This is a genomic window from Paenibacillus naphthalenovorans (assembly GCF_900099895.1).
GTDB lineage: Bacteria > Bacillota > Bacilli > Paenibacillales > NBRC-103111 > Paenibacillus_G > Paenibacillus_G naphthalenovorans.
Genome location: NZ_FNDY01000003.1, coordinates 104,629 through 126,717, shown reverse-complemented (window position 1 = coordinate 126,717; position 22,089 = coordinate 104,629). Strand labels below are relative to the sequence as shown.

General features: G+C 47.6%; 20 protein-coding genes and 1 pseudogene. 3 read left to right on the top strand and 18 right to left on the bottom strand.

From position 1 onward, the window contains the following. Window positions 1–28: 28 nt before the first annotated feature. The 4 genes from BLT35_RS04540 to BLT35_RS04525 form a co-directional block, all read right to left on the bottom strand. Window positions 29–898: a YitT family protein gene (locus tag BLT35_RS04540; RefSeq protein WP_074727119.1), complete on the bottom strand. Its 870-nt coding sequence runs from the start codon at window positions 896–898 to the stop codon at window positions 29–31. Further along, window positions 895–2,130 (bottom strand): cation:proton antiporter, encoded by a 1,236-nt coding sequence (locus tag BLT35_RS04535; protein ID WP_074727118.1) that lies wholly within the window; start codon window positions 2,128–2,130, stop codon window positions 895–897. Before BLT35_RS04535 ends, BLT35_RS04540 begins: the two co-directional genes overlap by 4 nt. Window positions 2,131–2,132: 2 nt before the next feature. Next, window positions 2,133–2,630, bottom strand: a complete 498-nt coding sequence (locus BLT35_RS04530) for a cation:proton antiporter regulatory subunit (RefSeq protein WP_062409284.1) — start codon at window positions 2,628–2,630, stop codon at window positions 2,133–2,135. Window positions 2,631–2,703: 73 nt separating this feature from the next. After that, window positions 2,704–3,042, bottom strand: a complete 339-nt coding sequence (locus tag BLT35_RS04525; protein ID WP_054818987.1) for a hypothetical protein — start codon at window positions 3,040–3,042, stop codon at window positions 2,704–2,706. Between the two features lie 190 nt (window positions 3,043–3,232). Between BLT35_RS04525 and BLT35_RS04520 the strand changes: the two genes are divergently transcribed. After that, a complete protein-coding gene (locus tag BLT35_RS04520) occupies window positions 3,233–3,862 on the top strand; it encodes a C40 family peptidase (protein ID WP_074727117.1) in 630 nt (209 codons plus the stop codon). A gap of 33 nt (window positions 3,863–3,895) precedes the next feature. Here BLT35_RS04520 and BLT35_RS04515 read toward each other — a convergent pair whose 3' ends face one another. From BLT35_RS04515 to BLT35_RS04475, 10 genes and pseudogenes are all read right to left on the bottom strand, one after another. After that, window positions 3,896–4,663, bottom strand: coding sequence for a divergent polysaccharide deacetylase family protein (locus BLT35_RS04515; protein ID WP_235594135.1), 768 nt, complete (start codon window positions 4,661–4,663; stop codon window positions 3,896–3,898). Window positions 4,664–4,836: 173 nt separating this feature from the next. Beyond that, entirely contained in the window at window positions 4,837–6,522 is a 1,686-nt protein-coding gene (locus BLT35_RS04510; RefSeq protein WP_074727116.1) for a methyl-accepting chemotaxis protein, read from the bottom strand. A gap of 298 nt (window positions 6,523–6,820) precedes the next feature. Further along, window positions 6,821–6,913: pseudogene (locus BLT35_RS04505) on the bottom strand (LuxR C-terminal-related transcriptional regulator); the annotation flags it as partial. A gap of 15 nt (window positions 6,914–6,928) precedes the next feature. After that, window positions 6,929–8,587 carry a recombinase family protein gene (locus tag BLT35_RS04500; RefSeq protein ID WP_074727115.1) on the bottom strand — a complete coding sequence of 553 codons (1,659 nt, stop codon included), beginning with the start codon at window positions 8,585–8,587 and terminating at the stop codon, window positions 6,929–6,931. An 84-nt stretch (window positions 8,588–8,671) separates the two neighbouring features. Next, a complete protein-coding gene (locus BLT35_RS26755; RefSeq protein ID WP_175471925.1) occupies window positions 8,672–8,839 on the bottom strand; it encodes a hypothetical protein in 168 nt (55 codons plus the stop codon). A gap of 168 nt (window positions 8,840–9,007) precedes the next feature. Next, window positions 9,008–9,370, bottom strand: coding sequence for a DUF779 domain-containing protein (locus BLT35_RS04495; protein ID WP_054818982.1), 363 nt, complete (start codon window positions 9,368–9,370; stop codon window positions 9,008–9,010). Between the two features lie 13 nt (window positions 9,371–9,383). Further along, on the bottom strand, window positions 9,384–10,904 hold the full coding sequence (gene adh / locus BLT35_RS04490) for an aldehyde dehydrogenase (protein ID WP_074727114.1): 1,521 nt from the start codon (window positions 10,902–10,904) through the stop codon (window positions 9,384–9,386). Window positions 10,905–11,086: 182 nt separating this feature from the next. Beyond that, window positions 11,087–12,535, bottom strand: a complete 1,449-nt coding sequence (locus BLT35_RS04485) for a sigma-54-dependent transcriptional regulator (protein ID WP_074727113.1) — start codon at window positions 12,533–12,535, stop codon at window positions 11,087–11,089. Continuing rightward, the gene (locus tag BLT35_RS04480) at window positions 12,510–13,802 is read right to left on the bottom strand and encodes a sensor histidine kinase (RefSeq protein WP_074727112.1); all 1,293 of its coding nucleotides are present in this window, start codon (window positions 13,800–13,802) and stop codon (window positions 12,510–12,512) included. The genes BLT35_RS04485 and BLT35_RS04480 overlap by 26 nt, the downstream gene beginning before the upstream one ends. Then, entirely contained in the window at window positions 13,802–14,962 is a 1,161-nt protein-coding gene (locus BLT35_RS04475; protein ID WP_074727111.1) for an iron-containing alcohol dehydrogenase, read from the bottom strand. Before BLT35_RS04475 ends, BLT35_RS04480 begins: the two co-directional genes overlap by 1 nt. A gap of 233 nt (window positions 14,963–15,195) precedes the next feature. Between BLT35_RS04475 and adhP the strand changes: the two genes are divergently transcribed. Together adhP and BLT35_RS04465 are read left to right on the top strand one after the other, a co-directional pair. Beyond that, entirely contained in the window at window positions 15,196–16,209 is a 1,014-nt protein-coding gene (adhP, locus tag BLT35_RS04470) for an alcohol dehydrogenase AdhP (RefSeq protein WP_062409292.1), read from the top strand. A gap of 324 nt (window positions 16,210–16,533) precedes the next feature. After that, window positions 16,534–18,237, top strand: a complete 1,704-nt coding sequence (locus BLT35_RS04465) for a sigma-54-dependent Fis family transcriptional regulator (protein ID WP_254777507.1) — start codon at window positions 16,534–16,536, stop codon at window positions 18,235–18,237. Here BLT35_RS04465 and BLT35_RS27480 read toward each other — a convergent pair. The 4 genes from BLT35_RS27480 to BLT35_RS04445 form a co-directional block, all read right to left on the bottom strand. Continuing rightward, a complete protein-coding gene (locus BLT35_RS27480) occupies window positions 18,212–18,529 on the bottom strand; it encodes a helix-turn-helix domain-containing protein (RefSeq protein ID WP_235594349.1) in 318 nt (105 codons plus the stop codon). The two genes, BLT35_RS04465 and BLT35_RS27480, sit on opposite strands and share 26 nt — an antisense overlap. 162 nt (window positions 18,530–18,691) lie before the next feature. After that, on the bottom strand, window positions 18,692–19,540 hold the full coding sequence (locus BLT35_RS04455; RefSeq protein ID WP_054818981.1) for a sugar phosphate isomerase/epimerase family protein: 849 nt from the start codon (window positions 19,538–19,540) through the stop codon (window positions 18,692–18,694). 36 nt (window positions 19,541–19,576) lie between these two features. Beyond that, on the bottom strand, window positions 19,577–20,803 hold the full coding sequence (locus tag BLT35_RS04450) for an ROK family transcriptional regulator (protein WP_074727110.1): 1,227 nt from the start codon (window positions 20,801–20,803) through the stop codon (window positions 19,577–19,579). A 94-nt stretch (window positions 20,804–20,897) separates the two neighbouring features. Continuing rightward, window positions 20,898–22,040, bottom strand: a complete 1,143-nt coding sequence (locus tag BLT35_RS04445; RefSeq protein WP_074727109.1) for a Gfo/Idh/MocA family protein — start codon at window positions 22,038–22,040, stop codon at window positions 20,898–20,900. Window positions 22,041–22,089 lie beyond the last annotated feature (49 nt).

The following is a 22,089-nucleotide window of genomic DNA, read 5'->3' as shown; positions in this document are numbered from 1 at the left end:
GGCATCCCATGAGGGTGCCTCTTTGTCGCTATCGCCGCGTATATTCCGCCGCTTCCGATGGTTTGATCGGAGTGAAAATCACGGAGACCTCAGGGTCCGCGCTCGACAGAACCGGCTGGATCCGGGTCATAAGTTCACGCGGTATGATGAGAAACAGTTCATTCGGGGATGTGTTGGAATAAGCCGGTGAAGATACCCATACCGCTTGATCGCCGTATGCCTCGGACACCTTTTCTTTCACGGCGGATGCATGATTGGTCCTGATCCACACCATCATCAGATCAAAATGGTTCCTTAGCATGAACTGCAGCGAGCAGTAAGCCAGGAAATAAGAAATAATGGAGTACAAAGCTTGTTCCCAACCAAAGAGGAACCCGGCCAAAGCCAGAATGCCGATATGAATCAGAGTCACGAGCTCAGCGGTGGAAAGCCTCGTTTTTTTCTTTAACCATACTGCCGTTTCCCTTACTCCGTCCGTGTGCGCACCATATTTGACCATCATTCCGGTACCGATCCCGAGCATCAGTCCTCCGGCAACCGATGCAGCGAGCGGATGCTCGGTCACCGGCGGTACGGGGTGCAGCAGCATCGTAACGAAAGTAAGCAGCAGCAGGCCGATCCAAGCCATCCAGGCGGAAATGTCCTTTCGCCTCACTCCCGTGAGAAGAACAAACGGAAGGTGAAGCAGAAAAAGAAACAACCCCATATGCATTTCGGTGATATACGCCAGCATGATCGAGAGGCCTTGAACACCGCCAGGCACGATCCAATTGGGTCTCAGAAACAGCTCCAATCCTACGGATACGAGAACGATACCGGCTGCGAACAAGCCATACCGGAGCAGCATGTGCAGGTACGGATGCCTGCCTTTATCTTTCATCTGCATTTTTATTTTCAAGATTCATCGATCTGCCGAGCAGGAGTCTTCTGCTCTTTTTTTGTATTCTCAAGCGGAATAATGCGGTTCAGCATGGTGTAGACCCGCTTGGATTCTTTAGTCAGCAGCGGTCCCAGGATCGCCAGAATCAATACATAGAGCGCAGCAAACGGCTGCAGAATCGCAAGCAATCCGCCCGCTTTGCCGATGTTCGCCATAATGATGGAAAACTCGCCACGTGACACAATCGTAAGCCCGATGTTCGCCGACGCTTTGGATGACAAGCCGGCGTATTTCCCCGCGAGCATGCCTGCAATGAAGTTTCCGATCAATGTAACGACGACGGCCGCCAGAGAGTACCACACGGCTCCGCCTAAAGTAAGCGGATCAATCGACAAGCCGAAACTGAAGAAGAACACGGCTCCGAAGAAGTCCCGAAAAGGAAGGATGAGGTGCTCGATCCGCTTCATATGCTCTGTCTCCGCCAGAACCAGCCCGGTCAGCAGCGCGCCGATGGCCTCGGCAACGTGAATTGTTTCACCAATGCCTGCAATCAAAAACAAAGTGCCAAAAATCACAAGCGCGAAGAGTTCATTGGATCGAATATTTAATGCACGGTTTAAGAATGGTACGGCCTTTCGGCCAAGGATGATAAAGAAGAGCATGAATCCCAAAGCCATTAAAGCGGAAAGCAATACGCCGCCAAGCGAGGAAGCGCCGCTTAGGACAAGTCCGGAGAGGATCGAGATATAGACAGCCAGAAATACGTCTTCGAACATGATAATGCCAAGAATCATCTCGGTTTCGGGGTTAGCTGTTCTTTTTAAATCTACCAAAACCTTAGCGACAATGGCACTTGAAGAAATCGTGGTTATCCCTGCAACGACTAATATTTCCTTTACAGGAAGGGCCAGCATCCAGCCGAGCAGAAGGCCCAAAGTAAAGTTAATCGCGATGTATATCGTGCCGCCGACGGCGATGGATTTACCTGATTTAATCAAACGGCCGACAGAGAATTCCAGTCCCAGATAAAAGAGGAGGAAAAGAACTCCGAGACGGCCCATGAATTCGATCAATGGCGCGCTCTCAATGAAGCGGAAATCGAAAAATCCGATTTTGGGGGCGTGAGGACCTACCGCCATACCGACCAAAATGTAAAACGGGATAACGGAAAAGCGCAGTTTAGCGGATAACAAGCCCGCGATAGCAATGAGTGAAATAGCAAGACCTACCTCCAGAACGGTATGATCCATGCTTATTCACTCCCGCTAACCAAAATCTGTTTGAGGAGTTTTAAATGTTTCCGTTCTCCGGCAACAATCAGCATGGAATCGGCTTTAAACACGTAATCCGGACCCGGATTGATTTTCTTGCTGTGATCTTTCTCAACCACCGCAATAATGCTGGTGCCCGTCTTTTGCCTGATTTCCAACTGCCCGATGGACAGGCCGACACATTTGTAGTTCGGCTCGACCTTGTACCATTCAATGGTCAAATCATCCAGTTCCACTTCAATGGTCTCCAGCGCTTTGGGCTTATAATTCATTCCGCCGATGATGCTGCCTATGATGCGTGCTTCGTCGTCGTCGAGAGTTACCATAGAAATGCTGTCATCCGGATCTTCATGTTCAAAATGATAAAGTTCTCTTCTTCCGTCGTCGTGGATAATGATGACCAGTTTGTCTCCTCCACGGGTAATAAGTTGAAATTTGCGGCCGATGCCGGGCAAATCGATTTCTCTGATATTTGGCATAATCAATGACCTCCTGAAAGCTCACTTTGTATCCGAATCGGTTATTGTAATGTATCGATCAAACATGCAGGCTTCAAAACGCCACAAAATGTGAAGTAAACTTGATCGGGTACAGCAGAACCTTCCTCATCCGCTTAGGAACCGTACAATCAAAACGATTGATCGGCATTCGGAACAACAAGAATTTCAGCAGGTCCCGACAGCAAGCCAGAGAAAAAGCTGCGATCAGGTATGTCATCATGACCTGCTGGAAAACCATCGTACCTGAGGAATACGTTGAATGTCCCAAGGATGACGACAACCCTCTGGATATAGGATCGATAGTAATGAAGGGACTGACCGAAGCCACTGCCAGCGCAAGCAGAATGAACAGCAAAAAAAACAACCGTATGCCTTTATTCTTGATACGCATGGTTATCCCTCCTTAACCCTTATCCATTCATTATATAGAATTTTGCTAATGAAATCCATTATCTCATCCAAACCGTGTGAAAACGCTCATTTGTTTCCTTTTTCCGATTCCAGAATTTACCCCTTTATTCTATTTCTTCATCCTTGATAGAATGGTTAGTGCAACTAGAATAACATACAGGAGGTAACAAATGAAAAAAATGATCGTTTCATCCGTATTGGCCGGAACCTTTTTATTTAGCGGAGTCGCTGCTGCAACCGCTCCCAATCAATACATAGCCACGGACTCTGATACGCTCTGGACCGTTTCGCAAAAGCTGAATATTAAACTGTCCGATCTGGTAGCGGCCAACCCTAACCTGGACCCGCAAAACATTTATGCAGGCGTGGTGATCCATCTTCCCCGCTCCACCGCTCAAAAACAGAGCTGGGAAGCCAAAGCCGATGCCGTCATTGCAACGGGGTTGAAACAGCTTGGAACACCGTATGTATTTGGCGGAGATACGCCGTATGTTGCTTTTGACTGCTCGGGATTTGTCCAATATGCCTTTAATCAAAACGGATTCAACCTTCCTCATTCTGCAGCATTGATCAGCCAAATGGGGACGCCTGTAAATAAATCCGATCTTCGCAAAGGCGATCTGGTATTTCTGTACGGAACCTATACCAGCGGAGTTTCTCACGTGGCCATCTATCTTGGGAACAATAAAATACTCCATGCAAGCACCTACGGAGGGACCAAAGAAGTCAAAATCACTCCCCTTTTCGGTACGCCTTATTATGATGCGCATTATTGGGGTGCCCGCCGTTTGATCCACTAGCAGACAACAAGCGGATGACCCTCGGCTTGCTGCTTATAAGGGCGGCTGTTTTTTGACCAGTGCGGATACAGGCAAAAATTGAATTTCCTTCTTTAATTTAGGGATGACATCTCCCAAAACCGCTGCCGTTTTCTTTCGGGTTCCAACATGCCCTATCGCTACGCATTGGTCATGGTCCTTCAAATGCTCCTGAAGCAATGTAATTTGCTTGTAAATATGCTCCCTCGTGTTGATATCATCCAGGAAAATATGGTTTTCAATACAAGGGACTCCGACTTTTGACGCCGTTTTGGAAACAATGCTCCGGTAATTCGTATGGCTGTCCAGAAAATACATCCCTCTTTTTTGGCATTCTTCCAGTATGATGCGAATGATGCGAGCATCGGCCGTCACTTTTGAACCCATGTGATTATTGATGCCGACAGCATGGGGAACATCATCAATCGCGGCGTTAATACGCCGCCTGATTTCCTCTTCGGCGAGGTCGGTCGTAATCGCCCCGGGTCCAAGCCATTTGTCTTTGTTCCCTGACTTGGGCTCCATCGGCATATGGACTATCACTTCATGACCGGCTTGGTGCGCCCATTCCGCATCCCTTTTGGTCGTTGGCAAAAATGGCATAACCGCAACGGTAATCGGAAAAGGCAGGTTCATCATCTCTTTGGTTCCGAACATGTTGTTACCAAAATCGTCAATAACAATAGCAGCCTGTTTGGTCGGAATTGCAATTTCTTGCGCTTCAGCAACCAAGACGGAACCAAGAATCAGCATCACCGCTATACATCCAGTCCAAAATTTCATAACAAACTTCCTTCCCAAGACCATTCATTTACCAATAATATGTTGATTTTCGGTTTGCAATATGCATGGGAAATGACTTTTTAAGGCAACGATTAACAAAAAAAAAGCCCCCGTCTTACGATCCCTCCACTTAGAGGCAGCGTAAAAAGAAAGCTTTTGAGGAATCATAGATATTACACTTTGAATTTACTTATCATTTCCTGCAGATCTTGAGCCATCTTGCTTAAGGATTCCGCAGAGGCTGATATTTCTTCCATGGAGGCATTTTGTTCTTCTGCTGAAGCAGCCACGTTCTGTGTATTTCCTGCCGATTGTTCAGCGATATGTGCCACGCCTTCCATCATTTCCGCCATACTTTGTGAGCTTGAATTCACTTGTTCTATGATAGCAGATACCTCTTGAGATTCGGCAGCAACTTGTTCGATCGCCTTGACGATGTCTCTGAAAGCTTCACCGCTTTGATGAACCATTTGAATACCCTCAAGTATAACAGTAGCCCCTTCGTCCATCGATTGAACAGCCTTGTCCGCTTCCGCTTGAACCTCGCCGATCAGTTGACGAATTTGGCCCGCCGCGTCTCCGGATTGTTCTGCTAATTTTCGTACTTCATCGGCAACTACAGCAAAACCTCTTCCATGTTCCCCGGCCCGCGCAGCTTCTATCGCAGCATTAAGAGCTAACAGGTTGGTTTGATTGGATATTTCGGTAATCAACTGAACAATATGACCGATTTCTTTTGACTTTTCGCCAAGCGCATTCATCACCTCTGCGGTGTGTCCCACTGAGCGCTGCATAACATTCATTTGTTCCATAGCCTGCGTCACCACTTTATTTCCAGCGGTTGCTTTTTCGTTAGCTGTTGTAGTCAGATCAGCAACAGATTGAATGGACAAGGCCGCCTGATTCATTCCTCTTAAAATTTCAGCGGCCGCCTGATTCGCTTCCGCGGCGCTGTGAACCTGTTTTTCAGAGCCCAATGCCACCTCTTGAATGGCAATCGATATTTGCTCCGTAGCTTTGCTGGTCTGTTCAGCACTTTCAAATAAATCGTGTGAAGTGGCACTAACCTGCTTGGCATTATTACTTACCTGACCAATCAAATGCCGGAGGTTCATCTTCATTTGATTGAAGGAGTTTGCCAGATCCGCAATTTCATCGCGGTTTTTCACCTTAATATCGTCCCCGGTAAGAATCCCTGATGAAATTTCCTTTGCACTGGCGGCTATAGTTAAAATAGGTTTTTTGATGATTCGAGTAATATATACCCCTATCAATACGGCCAAAATACAAGCAAAAACACTCAGAAAAAGAACGGTAGTCACAACCGAGTCTACTAACTGACGGTTAGCCGCACTTGCTTCTTCCATCAATTTTGCTTGTTCATTGGCGATTTGGTCTGACATGTCCCTTATTTCTCTAGCTAATGGAAATAAAACTTGGTTTGATTGACGTACAGCTTGTTCGGGATTGCTTCTCACCGAAGCGATTATCGCATCGGATTGCGATTTGAAATCGGCATTCAATATTTGCAGCTTTTGTAATTTAGCCTTGAGTTCTTCACGTTGAACTATTTGGATGGTAGCATTGATCTTCTCGCTCAGATCATTAATAGCGGTTGCTACTATCTCCGATGAACCTTCTTCTTGCATCAACACCCCTCGCATACCGGAAATTTGCCGCGAAGCACTGATTTGCATATCCTTGGCATTGGATAAAATGATGACCCGGCGCTCAACCAAATCGGAATAGGATTCGTCTACCTTCTTGATGTTGTAATACGATATAAAACTAATGATTCCAAGAAGTAAAGAAACACTAAGAAATCCACCCAACATTTTTTTGCCAATCGTAAGCTTCATTCAGTACACCTCATGATACATTTGTTTTATTATCTCATGCTTAATAGGCATTTCTTACTATACATATCTATATAAAGGGTTCTCAAAAATAGTCTAAATCTGGTTCCTCCTTACTTTCGTCAGGTTTTCCTGCTGGCATATTTTAGAACTTTAGTCCTGTACTAATATATCACATAATGGGTAAGATGTTGAAGTATTTATATCAAATTTTCTCCCCCAAACCAAAAAGCCCTCGTCTCACGATCCTCTATGCAGAGGAACCGCAAAAAGAAGGCTTTGTTAGGGTCAATGAAATTTTTCAGATCTGTAACTCCCCAAGCTTGATCAGCTCGACAACCGCCTGCGAACGTCCCTTTACGTTGAGTTTTTGCATTACATTCGTGATGTGGTTTGAAAGTGGCATCATTTAGTATGAGTGCTTCCCACCGGCAGCTTCATCCTCCTGAGCAGCAAGATCTTTCCATTGGGGTCCGAATGTTGTCTTAACAGAAATGTTTCCTTTGCGGTCAACGGTAATCCGCTCAATTAATTTCAAAATAATCAACCGGAGTTCTTCAAATTCATCTTCGTCATCGAAATTCAATGTCACCAAATCGTCCAATGAATCCATGACTTCCTCATATAACTCATTCAAGTTGTTTTTCTTTTCATGGTTATTCCTGAGTTCTTCCAGCCTTTTTTCCAATGCAAAGATATCGGCTTCGTATTGCTGTTTCTCAAATTCATATTGCTTTTCGTCCAAAGTCCCCTGCATTTTTTCTTTTCGAAGTTTAAATAATAGCTTGCGTTGATTTTCAAGCTGCTTTTCAGCATATTGGATTTGTTTACCGCTATCGTCATTATTGATGTTCAATAAGTCTTTATATTTTTCAAATAAATCTTCTGCCAAGCTGCTTTGCGCAACATGATCGGAGATGATGTCAAGCAAATCCTTTTTAAACGGATGATAAGGAAGCCAATAATCATTATGGCATCCTGCAGCTCCTTGCCTCCTCCGTTTGGAACAAATCAAGTATCGATATTCTTTGCCTTCGCGATGGGTTTGCCGGCCTTTTGACCGCAGGGTGACCATGGCCGCCCCGCAGTGGGAGCATTGTATAATACCTGCAAACAAATTTTTATTGTTTCGTATTCCGCCACGTTTCCCGCCACCGCGCTGCAGCCGGATCTCTTGAGCCAGTTTGAACAGCTCTGTATCGATGATCGCTTCATGAGTCACAGGATGAATTGCCCGTTCCCATTTTTCTTGATCCCGTTTGACCAGTTTCTTTGTTCTGTCCGAGAGATCCTCCGTATTATTATAAATCAGTTTGGACTCATACTTGCCGAATACGTTAACTCCTGTATAGGCTTCATTTTGTAATATCCGCTGCACGGAAGAAAGCCCCCAAACACCGCCTTTGGGTGAAGCAATTTTCTTCTCTTCGTTCAGATATTTAACGATTTGTTTCTCTCCCATTTTATGAGCGGTGTATAGTTGAAATATTAATTGGACAATTCCTTTGGTCTGATCGTCCGGTATTAATGTCTTCTTATTATCTATCATCACTTTTTTATATCCATAAGGAGCCACGCTTCCGATAAAATTTCCTTTCAGAGCGGACTGTCTTATTCCCCGACGGGAGCTGAAGCTGATTTGTTCGCTTAATTTCTGATTGACTGCGGATAGGATCTGAAATTTTAACTCGTCCAAGTCGATAAGAGAATCGAATCCTTCATCCAGTGAAATCAATCTGATCCCAAGCGTATCGACCAATATTCGTTTAAGCGATAAGGAATCCAGGGAATCTCTTGAAAAACGCGATAATGAGGCAAAAATGACATTTCGAAATTCCCCTCTTTTCGCATCCAGGATCAGTTGTTGTATGGCAGGGCGATGAACAATAGTCGTACCCGTATCCCTGTCTTCATAGATGAATTGTTCCAAAACTTCCAATTCCATTTGACGCGCTTTTTCCCGGCAAACGGCTTCTTGATGCTCGGGACTGTCTTTTTGGCTTTCCTTCGTCGTACTGACCCTCACGTAAATGGCCGTCTTATTTCCTTTCTCATTCGCAACCCTCATTACGGACCTCCAGAATATATCAAACGGATTTCTCGGAGCGAACCGGAAAAGGCCGGTGAATGATACTCCTCTTCCCGTCATCCACTACACAGCTCGTCTAAACGCCCGGCTTTTTTTTACTCCCCGGCAGACAAAATCCCCCGCGTTTTTCCGGACCGTTTGTTTGGCCAAATCATCAATGATCCGATTCAAATCCGATTCGCCATAAAAAATATTCAAGCGATATGTTTTGGCCTCCTGTCGGTTGATCATTTGGAATCTCTCCCTTCGCGCATGACATCATAATGTATTCGTTTCTTAACTTGTACTATGCATGTAAAATAGCGACGCAAGGGGCAGGAGGAAAATCCCCCTGCCCCTTGCGTACCCTATTCATTGCCTCAAATGGCCATTAGACTATAGTATTGTATTTACCCCTGCTTATAATTGAAGCGCCTTCAATTCTTCGTCCGTGAAAACGCGGGAGCGTGTCAGGAACCGGCGTCCTTCCGGTCCCTCCAGCGAGAACATGCCTCCCCTGCCGGGAACGACATCAATGATTAACTGCGTAAACTTCCAGTATTCATATTGGGCCCGGCTCATATAAAAGCGGGCTCCGCCGATTTCCCCCAATAACACGTCATATTCGCCGATCAGAAATTCGCCTTCGCGGTAGCACATCGGAGAGCTGCCATCGCAGCACCCTCCCGATTGATGGAACATGACAGGACCGTATTTGGCTTTCAAAAACTCGATCAGTTCCAGAGCGGCGTCAGTGGCCAGAACTTTTCGGACTTCTTCCATGACGATGACCTTCTTAGAAGAATCCTAAAGCGTCAGGGCTGTAGCTGACAAGCAGGTTTTTCGTCTGCTGGTAATGGGAAAGCATCATTTTGTGCGTTTCACGGCCAATCCCGGAAACCTTGTAGCCCCCGAATGCCGCGTGCGCCGGATAAGCGTGGTAGCAGTTGGTCCATACGCGGCCGGCCTGTATGCCTCTTCCGAAACGGTAAGCTGTATTGATATCGCGGGTCCATACCCCTGCCCCCAACCCGTACAGGGTGTCATTGGCGATGGATAACGCTTCCTCCTGATCTTTGAACGTCGTTACGGAAACGACCGGCCCGAAAATCTCTTCTTGGAAAATCCGCATTTTGTTGTGCCCTTTGAACACGGTCGGCTCAATATAATACCCGCCTTCCAGGTCGCCTTTCAACGACGCTCTGTTTCCGCCGATCAGACATTCCGCACCTTCCTGCTTGCCAATGCTGATATAGGACAAAATTTTCTCCACCTGTTCCGAAGATGCCTGAGCTCCGATCATCGTTTCGGTATCGAGCGGATTACCCTGCTTGATCGCAGCCACGCGCTTTAATGCCCGTTCGATGAACGGTTCGTAAATCGATTCCTGAATCAGGGCGCGGGACGGGCAGGTGCAAATCTCGCCTTGGTTCAGAGCGAACAGCACAAACCCTTCGATGGCCTTATTCAAGAACGCGTCGTCTTTGGCGAAAACGTCTTCAAAAAAGAGATTGGGAGACTTGCCGCCCAATTCCAGCGTAACCGGAATAATGTTTTGTGATGCGTATTGCATAATTAAGCGGCCTGTCGTCGTTTCTCCTGTAAAAGCGATCTTGGCGATGCGGTTGTTTGAAGCAAGAGGCTTGCCTGCTTCCAGCCCGAAGCCGTTGACGATATTCAATACTCCTGGAGGCAGCAAATCGCCGATCAGCTCCGCCAGGACCAGGATGGAAGCAGGCGTTTGCTCCGCTGGCTTCAGCACGATGCAGTTGCCCGCAGCGAGCGCCGGCGCAATCTTCCATGTAGCCATCAACAGCGGGAAATTCCATGGGATGATTTGTCCGACGACGCCTAACGGTTCATGGAAATGATAGGCAACCGTATCGCCGTCCACTTCTCCGAGCGTTCCTTCCTGGGCGCGAATGCAGCCCGCAAAATACCGGAAATGGTCGATTGCCAAAGGAAGGTCGGCAGCCAGCGTTTCCCGGACGGGCTTTCCGTTATCCCAGGTTTCGGCTACGGCAAGCTGCTCCAGATTGGCTTCCATGCGGTCGGCGATTTTTTGCAGAATCAAGGCGCGCTGGGCCGCCGATGTGCGTCCCCAGGCGTCCTTGGCGGCATGGGCAGCATCCAGGGCCAATTCGATATCTTCCGCTGTCGAACGGGCCACTTCGCAAAAAGTCTGGCCTGTTACCGGCGTGATGTTCTCAAAATATTCCCCTTTGACAGGCGCAACCCATTTTCCCCCGATATAATTGTCGTAGCGCTTTTTAAAAGTAACTTTGGAGCCGGCTTGCCCCGGTTGTGCATAAATCATTTGTACAGCCTCCTTATATCCATTGATTTTTTGACAATAAAAACTAGAGCAAAAGTCGTGCCAATGGAAAATAAACGGCTGTGCCAGCTTTTTTTGTAAGCGCTTATATCGCTTTGCATAGAAATGGAACAGATCGGGTGTTTCATCTTGTTCAAAATAGAACAATCGCATTGAGGCTTTCGTTACTTCTCATTTAGAATATATCGGAGCGTCCTCATGGAGATATTTAATTTTTTGCTTAACAACTGCCTGTCTCTATTGGTCTCGGACAATTTTCTTTCAATCACTTTTCTCCCGATTTCCCCTTCCATCTTTCTGATCCTGTCCAATACTTTTTTTAAATGGAGCTGCTCGGCTTGGCTCAGGCCATTGACCAGACTTTGCACAAATTGCTTGGCTTCCCGTTCAATAAAATCTTCGATTTGCCGGTCAATCGGCATGGGGTTGTCGGGATGCTCCGCTCTTTGCAGCAAATATGGCGGAAGATGGTCTGGCTTTAAACACTTGCATTCGTGAATGGCATGCGTCTGATTGAGCACATTGAGGAGCTGTCTCACGTTCCCGGGCCAATCGTACATTTTTAACATCTCCGCTGCATCCGGATCAAGCCGGCACTCGCCTCCATATTTTTTGTCCAGATAGGACTGCGCTATCAACGGAATATCCCCGGGTCTTTCCCGCAACGGAGGTATCGACAATTTCACTCCCTCCAGCCGGTATAAGAGGTCAGCGCGAAATTGTTTGTTTTGGACCTCGGTTTCCAAATTTCGATTGGTGGCCGAGATGAACCGCACATTGCTCTTTTGGATCTCCTCACTGCCCACCCTCATGAACTCTCCCGTCTCTAGCACACGCAGCAATTTTACCTGAATCGAAGTCGGCGCCTCTCCAATCTCATCCAGGAAGAGCGTTCCGTTATTAGCAAGCTCGAAATACCCTTTTCTGGTCCTGATCGCTCCGGAAAACGCCCCTTTTTCATGACCGAACAATTCACTCTCCAGCAGACTTTCCGGCACGGCCCCGCAATTGATGCCGACAAACGGATAGGGGGCTCTCAGACTGGAGCCGTGAATGAATCGGGCCAACAATTCCTTGCCGGTCCCCGTCTCTCCCTCGATCAAAATGTTGATGGCTTTCTTGGCCAGCTTTTCCGCTACGGCTATGACCTTCTGCAGCGGACTTGAATTTGAAAAAATAATTCCGTATTGCGCAGCTTCCATGTTCAGTTTTTCCGTATTGCCGACCGGGTTCAGCAATACGGAATTGATGATGTTTTCCAGGCTTTCCAGGTCATCAAACGGCTTTTCCAAATAGTCTTTGGCCCCCGCTTGTAAGGCCAGCACAGCTGATTTGACGGTGCTGTAACCGGTCATGATCATGACTTCGCAGTCGGGGTACCTGGTTTTAATTTTGGCCAACAAATCCAATCCATTGGCATCAGGCAGCTTCAGATCCACAAGAGCCAGATGAAACGGAGACGGATGCCGGTGAAGCAGCTCATCGACCTCCCTTCCTGAATTCGCAATCGTCACGTCACAGCCTTTATCTTCCAGAAAATATCGAAAAAAAGAGGTCACTTCCATTTCATCATCAATGACGAGCACCCTACTCAAAGGATTCCCCTCCTTCATTTTCTTGAATCGGCAGCAGAAGGGAAAACTGGGTGTATTCGTTGACCCTGCTGTCTACCAGAAGCTTTCCTCCATGGGACTCGGCAATGCCCAGACTTACGGAAAGTCCCAGACCGGTACCCTTCATGCTTTCCTTCGTTGTGAAAAAAGGATTGAATATTTGAGAGACGTTATCTTCTTCAATGCCGACTCCGTTGTCGCGCACATAGATCGAAACGAATTGCCGGTCCTCCAAATCGACGAGGCATGTTCCAATGATCACTTCCGGGTTGCTTTTTCCTTGCACCGCGTCTCTCGCATTCAGAAAAAGGTTAATCAGCACCTGTTCGATTTGATTGCGGCTCCCTCTGACGGCCGGGAGTGTCGGATCGATTTCCTTCTGTATGGAAATACCGGAAACAGCCAGCTGATATCCCACCAGCCCTAATACGTCATCGATCAAGCCGGAGAGGTGCATGGTTTCCAGCTGATATTCTTCCTGTCTTGAGAATGTCAATAAATTTTGTATGATTTTTTTGCTGCGCAGGCCGCACTGGTAAATATCCTCCAGCATTTTGCCCGGACGCCCGTCTTTCATGTCGCGCATCAGCAGCTGGACATTCCCGAGAATGGCGGTTAACGGACTGTTCAATTCATGGGCGATTCCCGCAGCCATCTCTCCCAAAGCGGCCATTTTTGCAGACTGGATCAGCTGCGCTTCAATGTGGACTTTCTCGCTCACGTCTTTAAACAGGAGGATGTTTTCAATGGAGATCCGTACATGCTCTCCCATACGCCTGTAAAGCTCAAGCTCTTCCCGGGGATACTCCACTTTCTCCCGATTCAAGAGAGTAAGAAATCCGTAGATGTTTCCGGCTTGATATTGCAAACAAACGGACGTGCCATGATGATCCGGTATTTCCTTTTTAAGCAGCTTTTTGAATTCTTCAATCGACGTGGCCGTCTTCGTCACCATTCGCCTTTTGACAAAACGGCAGGACCAGCCCGCCGCTTCCGGCTCCGAAATATAAAACAGCAGATCGGAATGGTCGAGAAGCGTCAGGACAAACCGGTCGAAAGAAAGAATTTGTGATAATTGGGCGGCCAGATAGCTGCTGACTTCCTCCCATGATTTGTCCACATGGATCTGTGTTAACCGGTTAATGACTTCCAGCTGCTTGTTCTTTTTCTTCATTTCTTCAACGATAGCGTTTAGTTCGCTGTAATAACTTTTTCTTGAAGATTTAATCCCTGTTAACTTGTCGATCAACTCTTGTTTGCCCGACATCAGAAGTCACTCCCCAAAGCATGGCGGAACAGCATTTTCACATCCGACACCTTCATATCCCGCGGGTTCGTCGTCATGCAGGCATCATGAACCGCATTATGGCTCATAAAATCGATCTGTTCTTCCTTCAGGTTCAAACCGGACAAAGAATCGGAGATGCCGAGATCGCCGGCCAATTCCTTAACGGCTCCAATCGCCTTTCTGGCGGCCGCAGTCAGGCTGAGGCCTTCGACGTTTTCACCGAAAGCCTCGGAAATGTTTTTGAATTTCTCGGGACAAGAGATCAAATTATACTCCAATACATAAGGCAGCAAAATCGAATTGACCTCCCCGTGCGGCAGATCCAGCAAACCGCCTAATTGATGTGACATGGCATGAACCGCTCCCAAAATCGAGTTGGAAAAAGCGATCCCTGCCTGAAGGCTGGCCATGGCCATCGCTTCTTTCGCTTCGCGATTGTGCTGGCTTGCCACGGAGGGCCGAAGGTAATTGGCAACCAAGCGAATCGCTTGCAATGAATACCCTTCCGTCATCGGGGTAGCCGCCAGAGAGATATAAGATTCAATGGCATGCGATAAAACGTCCATACCCGTATGTGCCGTTAATCGCGCATCTTTCGTCATCAGGGTCTGCGGGTCAATGATAGCAATATCGGGAATCAGCGATTTGGAAATAATGGTCATTTTCACCTTATGTTTGGAATTGCGGATAATGGAGAACTGGGAAACTTCCGATCCCGACCCTGCCGTCGTCGGCACCATGACCATTGGCGGAAGCGGCCTGGTTACCAGATCGACTCCTTCATATTGTTGGATCGTTCCGCTGTTGGTTGCAAGTAAGGCAACGGATTTGGCAGCGTCAATTGCACTTCCTCCCCCGATCCCGACAACCGAATTGCAACCGCTCTCAACATAGGTTCGAACGCCTTTTTCCACTTCATAATCCTTGGGGTTGGAGGTGAGTTCCGTCCATAAGCAGTAGTCCAGTTTGCAATCTTTCAAATAGCGGACGGCAAGTTCCACCCAACCGGAATTCAGAACGCCTTTATCGGAGACAACAAAAACCTTTTTCGCTCCCAGTCGAAGCAGGCTTTCCCCGATTTGACTCAGAGCATTCGTGCCGAAAATAATTTCCGGTGTCATGAATTTGAAAATACCCATGGCTATTCCTCCTTCATTGCTATTGTACTGTGTAATTTACTTTTTGGTAAATATTTTATAAAAAGCCGAAAAATTGATAGGATAGCCGTTTTTTCGGCTTGACGGCCGAATTTTCGTCATTTCAATGCAAAAAAACATAACGTTTCCGCGTTTTTTAGGATTGGCACGGGTTTTGCGTTTGTATGAAAGTGTTGCATGCAACCCTATAACGTTCATCTTAAAGGAGGATACAAATGAAAGCTGCTATTGTAAATCAATTTCATCAAAAGCTGGAAATCAAGGAAGTGCCGACACCGGAGGTCGGACAAGGGGAAGTACTGGTAAGAATCACGGCTTGCGGAGTTTGCCATACCGACCTGCATGCCGCTCATGGGGATTGGCCCGTGAAACCTAAGCTGCCTTTGATCCCCGGTCATGAAGGCGTTGGCTATGTGGAAAAAGTCGGTCCGGGAGTAAGCTCCCTCAACATCGGGGACAGGGTTGGAATTCCGTGGCTGTTCTCCGCCTGCGGCGAATGCGAGTACTGCTTGACCGGTTGGGAAACGCTATGCAAAAGCCAGTTAAACGGCGGCTATTCGGCCGATGGAGGATACGCGGAATATTGCGTCGCACCCGCCGCCTATGTCGCGAGAATCCCGGACGGCGTATCGGATGAAGAAATTGCCCCGATCCTATGCGCAGGCGTAACCACATATAAAGCCCTGAAGGTTACCGATGCAAAACCGGGAGAATGGGTGGCGATCTATGGCATTGGAGGTCTCGGACATATTGCGCTCCAATATGCGAAGGCGATGGGATTTAACGTCATTGCCGTCGATATCAGCGACGATAAATTGGAACTTGCCAAGCAGTTGGGAGCCGATCTTACCATTAACGGCAAGTCTGTAAATCCTGTAGAAGAAATCGAGAACAAAGTCGGAGGCGCTCATGCCGCCGTGAGCGTGGCCGTCACTCCAAAAGCGTTTGAGCAAGCATACCGTTCCGTAAGACGCGGCGGTACACTGGTGGTCGTCGGTCTTCCGAGCGGCGAGCTGCCGATCCCGATTTTCGATACGGTTCTCAATGGCGTTACAGTAAAAGGTTCGATTGTCGGCACAAGAAAAGACATGCAGGAAGCTTTGGATTTCGCCGCCCGCGGCAAAGTGAAAGCGATCATCGAAACACAGCCTCTGGAAAAGATCAATGAAATTTTTGAACGTATGGAAAAAGGAAACATTAATGGACGGATCGTCTTGACATTCAAATAATGTAAGCGCTTGCCGACGAGTCCATGGTGCCAGAGCCACACAAACACCGTTACGTTATTGGCTTTAGCGGAATCACCATTCCGCTCGGATCCAATGCGTAATGGTGTTTTTTTCCGACTACGGATTCAATTATATCTCTTTTGCGTTAAGCTGTAACATTTTGAAACATTCTTGTTCAAAAGAGCACATCTGAATTTCAAGTATGTTATACTACAATCAATATCTCACAAGTGGTTTGTGGAGGTGTTTACGTTGCCGTCTCTGGAAGCAAGGAAACATTCCGAAGTTGTAGCAACCTCTTGGAAGCGCTGTCAGCAATATGGATTGAAACGGACGGATCTTGTGGACGACCAGTTGATGACAGGCAGGCAAATTCATGAAATCCTTCATCAGAATGGAGTTCTGCTCAAGCACGTCTCGCATATATTCGGGAAAATGGAGCGCTTCATCAAACAAGCGAAACAGGCGGCCCTTCTAATCGATGCTCAAGGCAATATCATTTATTCGGTCGGCGACCCCGATTTCTCCAAACGCGCGGCAGCGGTTCAACTCCAGGTAGGGGCCAATTGGGCGGAAAACAGAAAGGGAACCAATGCCATCGGGGTAGCCATTACGGAACGGCTCCCTGTCCGCATCCATGCCGATGAGCATTACTATCAGTTGAATCATTTCCTCACCTGCGCATCGTCGCCTGTGTTCAGTCCGACCGGGGAATTGTTGGGCGTCATCAATTTCAGCAGCAAACAGGAAAATTACAATGCCCACAGCCTGGCTCTCGCCACGATGGCCGCGGATTCGCTGCAGAACCGGCTTCTCATCGAAGATTCCAAGAAGGAGCATCTCATCACTTTAAAGGAACTGGAATTCTCGATGAAAAATAATCCGCTTCCGCTTCTGTCGCTGGATAACGACAACAGAATTATTCGTGCCAACCAAGCCGCTCTCCAGATTATAGGCAAGGATGCCATCGGCAAGGAATTCTCGGGCATCGAGGGCTTTTCCATCGAAACAATCCACGATCATCATCAAAAGGTTTGGCGTTCCATAGCGATTCAAAAAAAAGTGATCGGTGTAACTCGCTTGTATACATTCTCCGATATCGCCGGATCGTGCCCCAGCATCATACAGAAAAAAGAACTGGCCTACAAAGCGGCTCTCACCGACTTTCCGGTTCTGCTGCTGGGAGAAAGCGGCACTGGGAAAGAATTGTTTGCGCAATCCATTCATACGGCCAGCTTACGTTCGAATCAACCCTTCATAGCCGTGAATTGCAGCGCAATACCCGACAACCTGGTGGAAAGCGAATTGTTCGGTTATGAGCGGGGCGCTTTTACGGGGGCCAATCGGGAAGGAAATACGGGGAAATTCGAGGCGGCTCATAAGGGAACGATTTTTTTGGATGAAATCGGCGACATGTCTCTGCGCGCACAGGCGGCTCTGCTCAGGGTTTTGCAGGAACGGACCATCACCCCCGTCGGAAGCGCCAGAAGCAAGTCCATCGATATAAGAATCATCGCGGCAACCCATCGAAACTTACAAAATGAAATCAAGGAAGGACGGTTTCGCGCCGATCTTTATTACCGCTTGAAAGGCATTCAAATTACATTGCCTTCCCTTCGTGAAAGAAGCGATATCGTCGAGCTTGCCAAACATTTGCTGCAAAGCCATAACTATCCGAACGCTTATTTGTCGGAAGCAGCGGAAAACTTGCTCCTGCGGCATGCCTGGCCCGGAAACATCCGCGAATTAAACAGCGCCCTTATGCAAGCCGCTTTTCTGGCCGAGGGAGGGCCCATACTTCCCGAACATCTGCAGATTGCAGACGATTGTCAAAGCGGACCGGAGGCTCAGGCTGCCGATGATGCCGTCCCGTCGCTTCAAGAGGCGGAAATCGAGGCCATCAAAAAGGCGCTGCATGCAACGGGCTGGAATTTAAGCAAGGCTGCGGCCCTTTTGAAAATAGGAAGAACGACCTTGTACAGAAAAATTGAAGAATACAATATTACATGCCTGAGAAGCTCCCGGTGATCCGATCCCGGCTATGCACGGTTGTCCCAGCATGCGGTCGGAGGGGCTTGAACCCTCGCCGCCGTCCCCCTCCAGAAAGCGGCTTTGTATGAATTTCAAACCACATCACATTCGAGATATGGTTGCGCACGGTCTTCTCACTGATAAACAGTTGCTGCGCGATATCTTTCGTCGTTTTATCCTGCACCAGTAGTTCAAACACTTCTCGTTCGCGATTGGTTAGCAAAAATTTACTTTTATTATTGTCGTTGCCCTTCAATGTCACCCCTCCTTGCCCGGGTTTTGGTATCATTACAAGGTCTAGGGATACAGTCAAATTCAGTTTATGTAGGACAGCATAGCGTGGTGATTGGCTGGGGAAAAATGGGCTCTTAACGGCTTTCGCTGCGCCGAGGCAAAAAAAATCCATGGCGGCGATCCATGGATTTTGGGGCTGATGATCCGATACGGCCGATTATGCAGACGCCGTTCCCGTAATTTTTTGGACTATACGTTTCATCTCTTGAATGGAACGTTCGGTATACAAATCGAACACTTCGCTGGAACCGGTCTTCGATGCCGCTAAATACGGATTAGCGACCGGCGGCAAAAATTCCATTGTAATCGGTCCTTGGTAGTTCAGCTCAATCAATGTTCTTATCACAGGCTCGAAATCGGTCTGTCCCATGCCTGCGGCTTCACGGGTATTATCGGCGATATGAACATGAACGAGGTACGGAGCGATGGTCTTCAAGGCTTGAACATGGCTGCGTTCCTCAATATTCATATGGAACAAATCGGCCATGATCTTCACGCTGTCCACGTTAACTTCCTTGGCTAAGGCTAACGCTGTTTCCAGGTTATTCACAAGATAGGTTTCAAACCGGTTCAATGCTTCAATCGCCAGATTGATTTGTTTGGAGGCAGCATACTCGCCCGCTTCTTTCAGGCTGTTTACCGCATTGGCCCATTCCTCGCTGCTCGTCGTCTCCGGACGGCTCTTGCCTACCGGGGACGGTACGACGATGACATGGGCAGCTCCCAGGCTGCTGGCCATGTCTACGCAATCCTTCACATATTGAACCGCTTTTTGGCGGACTTCCGGTCTGGAAGACGAAAGGTCGCGCTCCGCCGTATAAATGCCGCAAATGGAAGTACAGATCAGACCGTACTGCTTCAGCAGCCGTTTGGTATGCTCGATATCGATGGAATAAGGTTCTCCGGCAAGTTCTACACCATCGTATCCGTATTTTTGCAGCCTTTTCAGGCTGGCTTCGATTCCTTCATCTCCAAAAATCCATTGCGTAGCGCTATAACGAAACATACGCTTTCCTCCCGAACAGCATAAATTTAGTAGTCACTACCAGCTTTTCATCCTCAAATCAAGAAGGGTATCCGATTTTTCAATGCTGTTGATGATCAGCTGATCGATCGTCATAAATGCGCCGCCTACGAGTCCTGCGGCCTTTCCCAAATTAGACTTGTTAATTAACAAATTGCGCGTAGACAGAGGCAGGGATCGCTGATAAACTCCTTGTCTGATCGCGGCCAGCAAAATATCGCCGATCTCCGCAACTCCCCCGCCAATCGAAATCAGGGAAGGGTTCGCAAAGTTAACCAGAGAAGAGATCACTTGGCCTATCAGGGCGCCGCTCTCGCGAATCAATTCAACAGACGCGGAGTCAAAGCTGTGAATTCCCATGCGTACATCCTTGATGGTGATCTCGCCATTGGATTTCAATCTTTCCAACAAAAACTCGCTTTTGCCGGCCAAAGCCATATCCTTGGCTTTGGCGGCAATGGCCTTACCGCCCGCCAGGGCCTCCAGACAGCCGCGGTTGCCGCACCAGCAGACGACATCTTTGCCGACATCGATATGGCCGATATCGCCCGCACTGCCGCTTACGCCACGATAAAGCTTGCCGTCATAAATGATTCCGGCGCCGATCCCTGTCCCTATTTTAATGTAAATCAAATTGTCTACTTCAAACTGCAAGCCTTTGGCATATTCCCCAACGGCCATGATGTTCACATCATTGTCAACATAGCAAGGGCAATCAAAATGCCGGGACCAGAAATCTCTGATCGGGTATCGATCCCATCCCGGCATAATCGGCGGAGAGACAGGAAGACCAGAGGCAAACTCGACCGGTCCCGGTATTCCGATGCCGATGCCTTTGATTTCGCTTTTTCCGATTTTAGCCTTGTCCAGAATCTCGCTGACGATGCTGTGAATATAGGATAGAACTTTCTCCGGACCCTCGCCGATATCTACCGGGGCGCCATGAGAGACGAGAATATTGCAGTCAAAATCAGTAATCCCCACACGTACGGCACTTGTGCCTAGTTCAATGGATATGATATATCCGGCATGTTGATTGATAGAGTACAGCTTGGGCTTTCTGCCGCCGCTGGAATTGCCAATATTTGAAATTTGAATTAATTTTTCATTCATCAACCGTTCGACATGTTCAGATACTGCGGAAACGGATAAACCGGTAGCCGCCGCAATATCCGTTTTGGACAAAGGCTGCTTAGCTCTTCTTATGATTTGCAGTACATGGGCGGTCATCGAGAGCAATTTCATGGATTACACCACTTTCTCTAAAATAAATAACCTTATCTAGTCCATAATATAACACCCCCGGGACGATGAGAAGGCATGACTTCAATCTTTTTGACTATTCCGCCAAACTTACCCATCTTTTTTCTCTATGACTTTTCAATATGGCATCGATTAATCTCATGATCCGGTGTCCATCGGAGAAGGTGGCAAATGAACTTTCATGATCCCGGTTTCGCACTTTTTGATAAAAATCGATGCACAGATTTTTCAAACCGTCGGGCCAGCCTTCTTGATGGCCTCCCGGATAATGGGCTAATGATACGGATTTGGGTGATAATAAATCCGGATCCCTGAGCCATTCTTCGTTGGAATGGTCGCGTTTTCCTACCCACAGCCGGTTGGGGTTCTCCTGATCCCATGCAAACGAAGACCGTTCCGCGGAAATTTCAAAATACAATCGGTTTTTTCTTCCTGCCGTCACCTGGGATACCGTAAATACGCCCTGAACGCCATCTTCAAAGTGAACTAGCACGCTTCCGTAATCCTCTGTCGTGATTTTCACTTCTTCTCTTTCCACATCATTGGACGATTCGAATGTATTAACTTTCCCTTTCGGTTTTTTCCGGATCGGATGCACGATCTTCAGGTCGGCAAAGACTTCGGTAATTTTTTTGTTTAATACATATTGAACGGTGTCGCACCAATGGGAACCGATATCCGCGATCGCACGGGAAGGACCGTTTTTATCTTCCTCAAGCCTCCAGCTGTAATCCGTATCGTTGCTTAACCAATCTTGAATATAGCCGCCGTAAACGAGATTCGGTTTTCCGTTGCTTCCGGATTCCAGCATCTCTTTGACTTGAGAAACCATAGGATAATGTCTGTAATTGAACGAAACCCCGCTAACCACTCCGCTTTCCCCGGCAAGCCTCAGCAATTCTCCAGATTGTTCGCTGTTTACGGCCAGCGGCTTTTCCGATAAGAGATGTTTGCCGGCAAGGAGCACCTTTTTATTGATTTCAAAATGCAAGGAATTGGGGGTGCAATTATGAACGGCTTGTACCTCCGGATCCCGAATCAACTCGTCCGCATCTCCATATGCCTTGGGTATGCACATTTTTTTGGAGAACTCTATACTTTTTTCCTTTGAACTGGAAGATATGGCGATAACCTCCACAAAAGGAATTCTTCTTAATGCTTCGATATGAGCCATCGCAGAAAAGCCCGTCCCTATGATTCCTACTTTTATTCTCTCCATCTTACCCTCCAAAACGCGCTTAATATCTATCTGCTTATTGTCGTAACCA

Bases quoted from the DNA above. Each gene is read 5' to 3' on its own strand.
- adhP (WP_062409292.1), top strand. From the start codon at position 15,196: ATGAAAGCTGCTATTGTAAATCAATTTCATCAAAAGCTGGAAATCAAG.
- BLT35_RS04450 (WP_074727110.1), bottom strand. From the start codon at position 20,803: ATGAAATTGCTCTCGATGACCGCCCATGTACTGCAAATCATAAGAAGA.
- BLT35_RS04520 (WP_074727117.1), top strand. From the start codon at position 3,233: ATGAAAAAAATGATCGTTTCATCCGTATTGGCCGGAACCTTTTTATTT.
- BLT35_RS04480 (WP_074727112.1), bottom strand. From the start codon at position 13,802: ATGTCGGGCAAACAAGAGTTGATCGACAAGTTAACAGGGATTAAATCT.
- adh (WP_074727114.1), bottom strand. From the start codon at position 10,904: ATGATTTATGCACAACCGGGGCAAGCCGGCTCCAAAGTTACTTTTAAA.
- BLT35_RS04535 (WP_074727118.1), bottom strand. From the start codon at position 2,130: ATGGATCATACCGTTCTGGAGGTAGGTCTTGCTATTTCACTCATTGCT.
- BLT35_RS04475 (WP_074727111.1), bottom strand. From the start codon at position 14,962: ATGGGTATTTTCAAATTCATGACACCGGAAATTATTTTCGGCACGAAT.
- BLT35_RS04445 (WP_074727109.1), bottom strand. From the start codon at position 22,040: ATGGAGAGAATAAAAGTAGGAATCATAGGGACGGGCTTTTCTGCGATG.
- BLT35_RS04510 (WP_074727116.1), bottom strand. From the start codon at position 6,522: ATGAAGCTTACGATTGGCAAAAAAATGTTGGGTGGATTTCTTAGTGTT.
- BLT35_RS04530 (WP_062409284.1), bottom strand. From the start codon at position 2,630: ATGCCAAATATCAGAGAAATCGATTTGCCCGGCATCGGCCGCAAATTT.
- BLT35_RS04525 (WP_054818987.1), bottom strand. From the start codon at position 3,042: ATGCGTATCAAGAATAAAGGCATACGGTTGTTTTTTTTGCTGTTCATT.
- BLT35_RS04515 (WP_235594135.1), bottom strand. From the start codon at position 4,663: ATGAAATTTTGGACTGGATGTATAGCGGTGATGCTGATTCTTGGTTCC.
- BLT35_RS26755 (WP_175471925.1), bottom strand. From the start codon at position 8,839: ATGATCAACCGACAGGAGGCCAAAACATATCGCTTGAATATTTTTTAT.
- BLT35_RS04500 (WP_074727115.1), bottom strand. From the start codon at position 8,587: ATGAGGGTTGCGAATGAGAAAGGAAATAAGACGGCCATTTACGTGAGG.
- BLT35_RS04495 (WP_054818982.1), bottom strand. From the start codon at position 9,370: ATGGAAGAAGTCCGAAAAGTTCTGGCCACTGACGCCGCTCTGGAACTG.
- BLT35_RS27480 (WP_235594349.1), bottom strand. From the start codon at position 18,529: ATGATACCAAAACCCGGGCAAGGAGGGGTGACATTGAAGGGCAACGAC.
- BLT35_RS04485 (WP_074727113.1), bottom strand. From the start codon at position 12,535: ATGAAGGAGGGGAATCCTTTGAGTAGGGTGCTCGTCATTGATGATGAA.
- BLT35_RS04455 (WP_054818981.1), bottom strand. From the start codon at position 19,540: ATGTTTCGTTATAGCGCTACGCAATGGATTTTTGGAGATGAAGGAATC.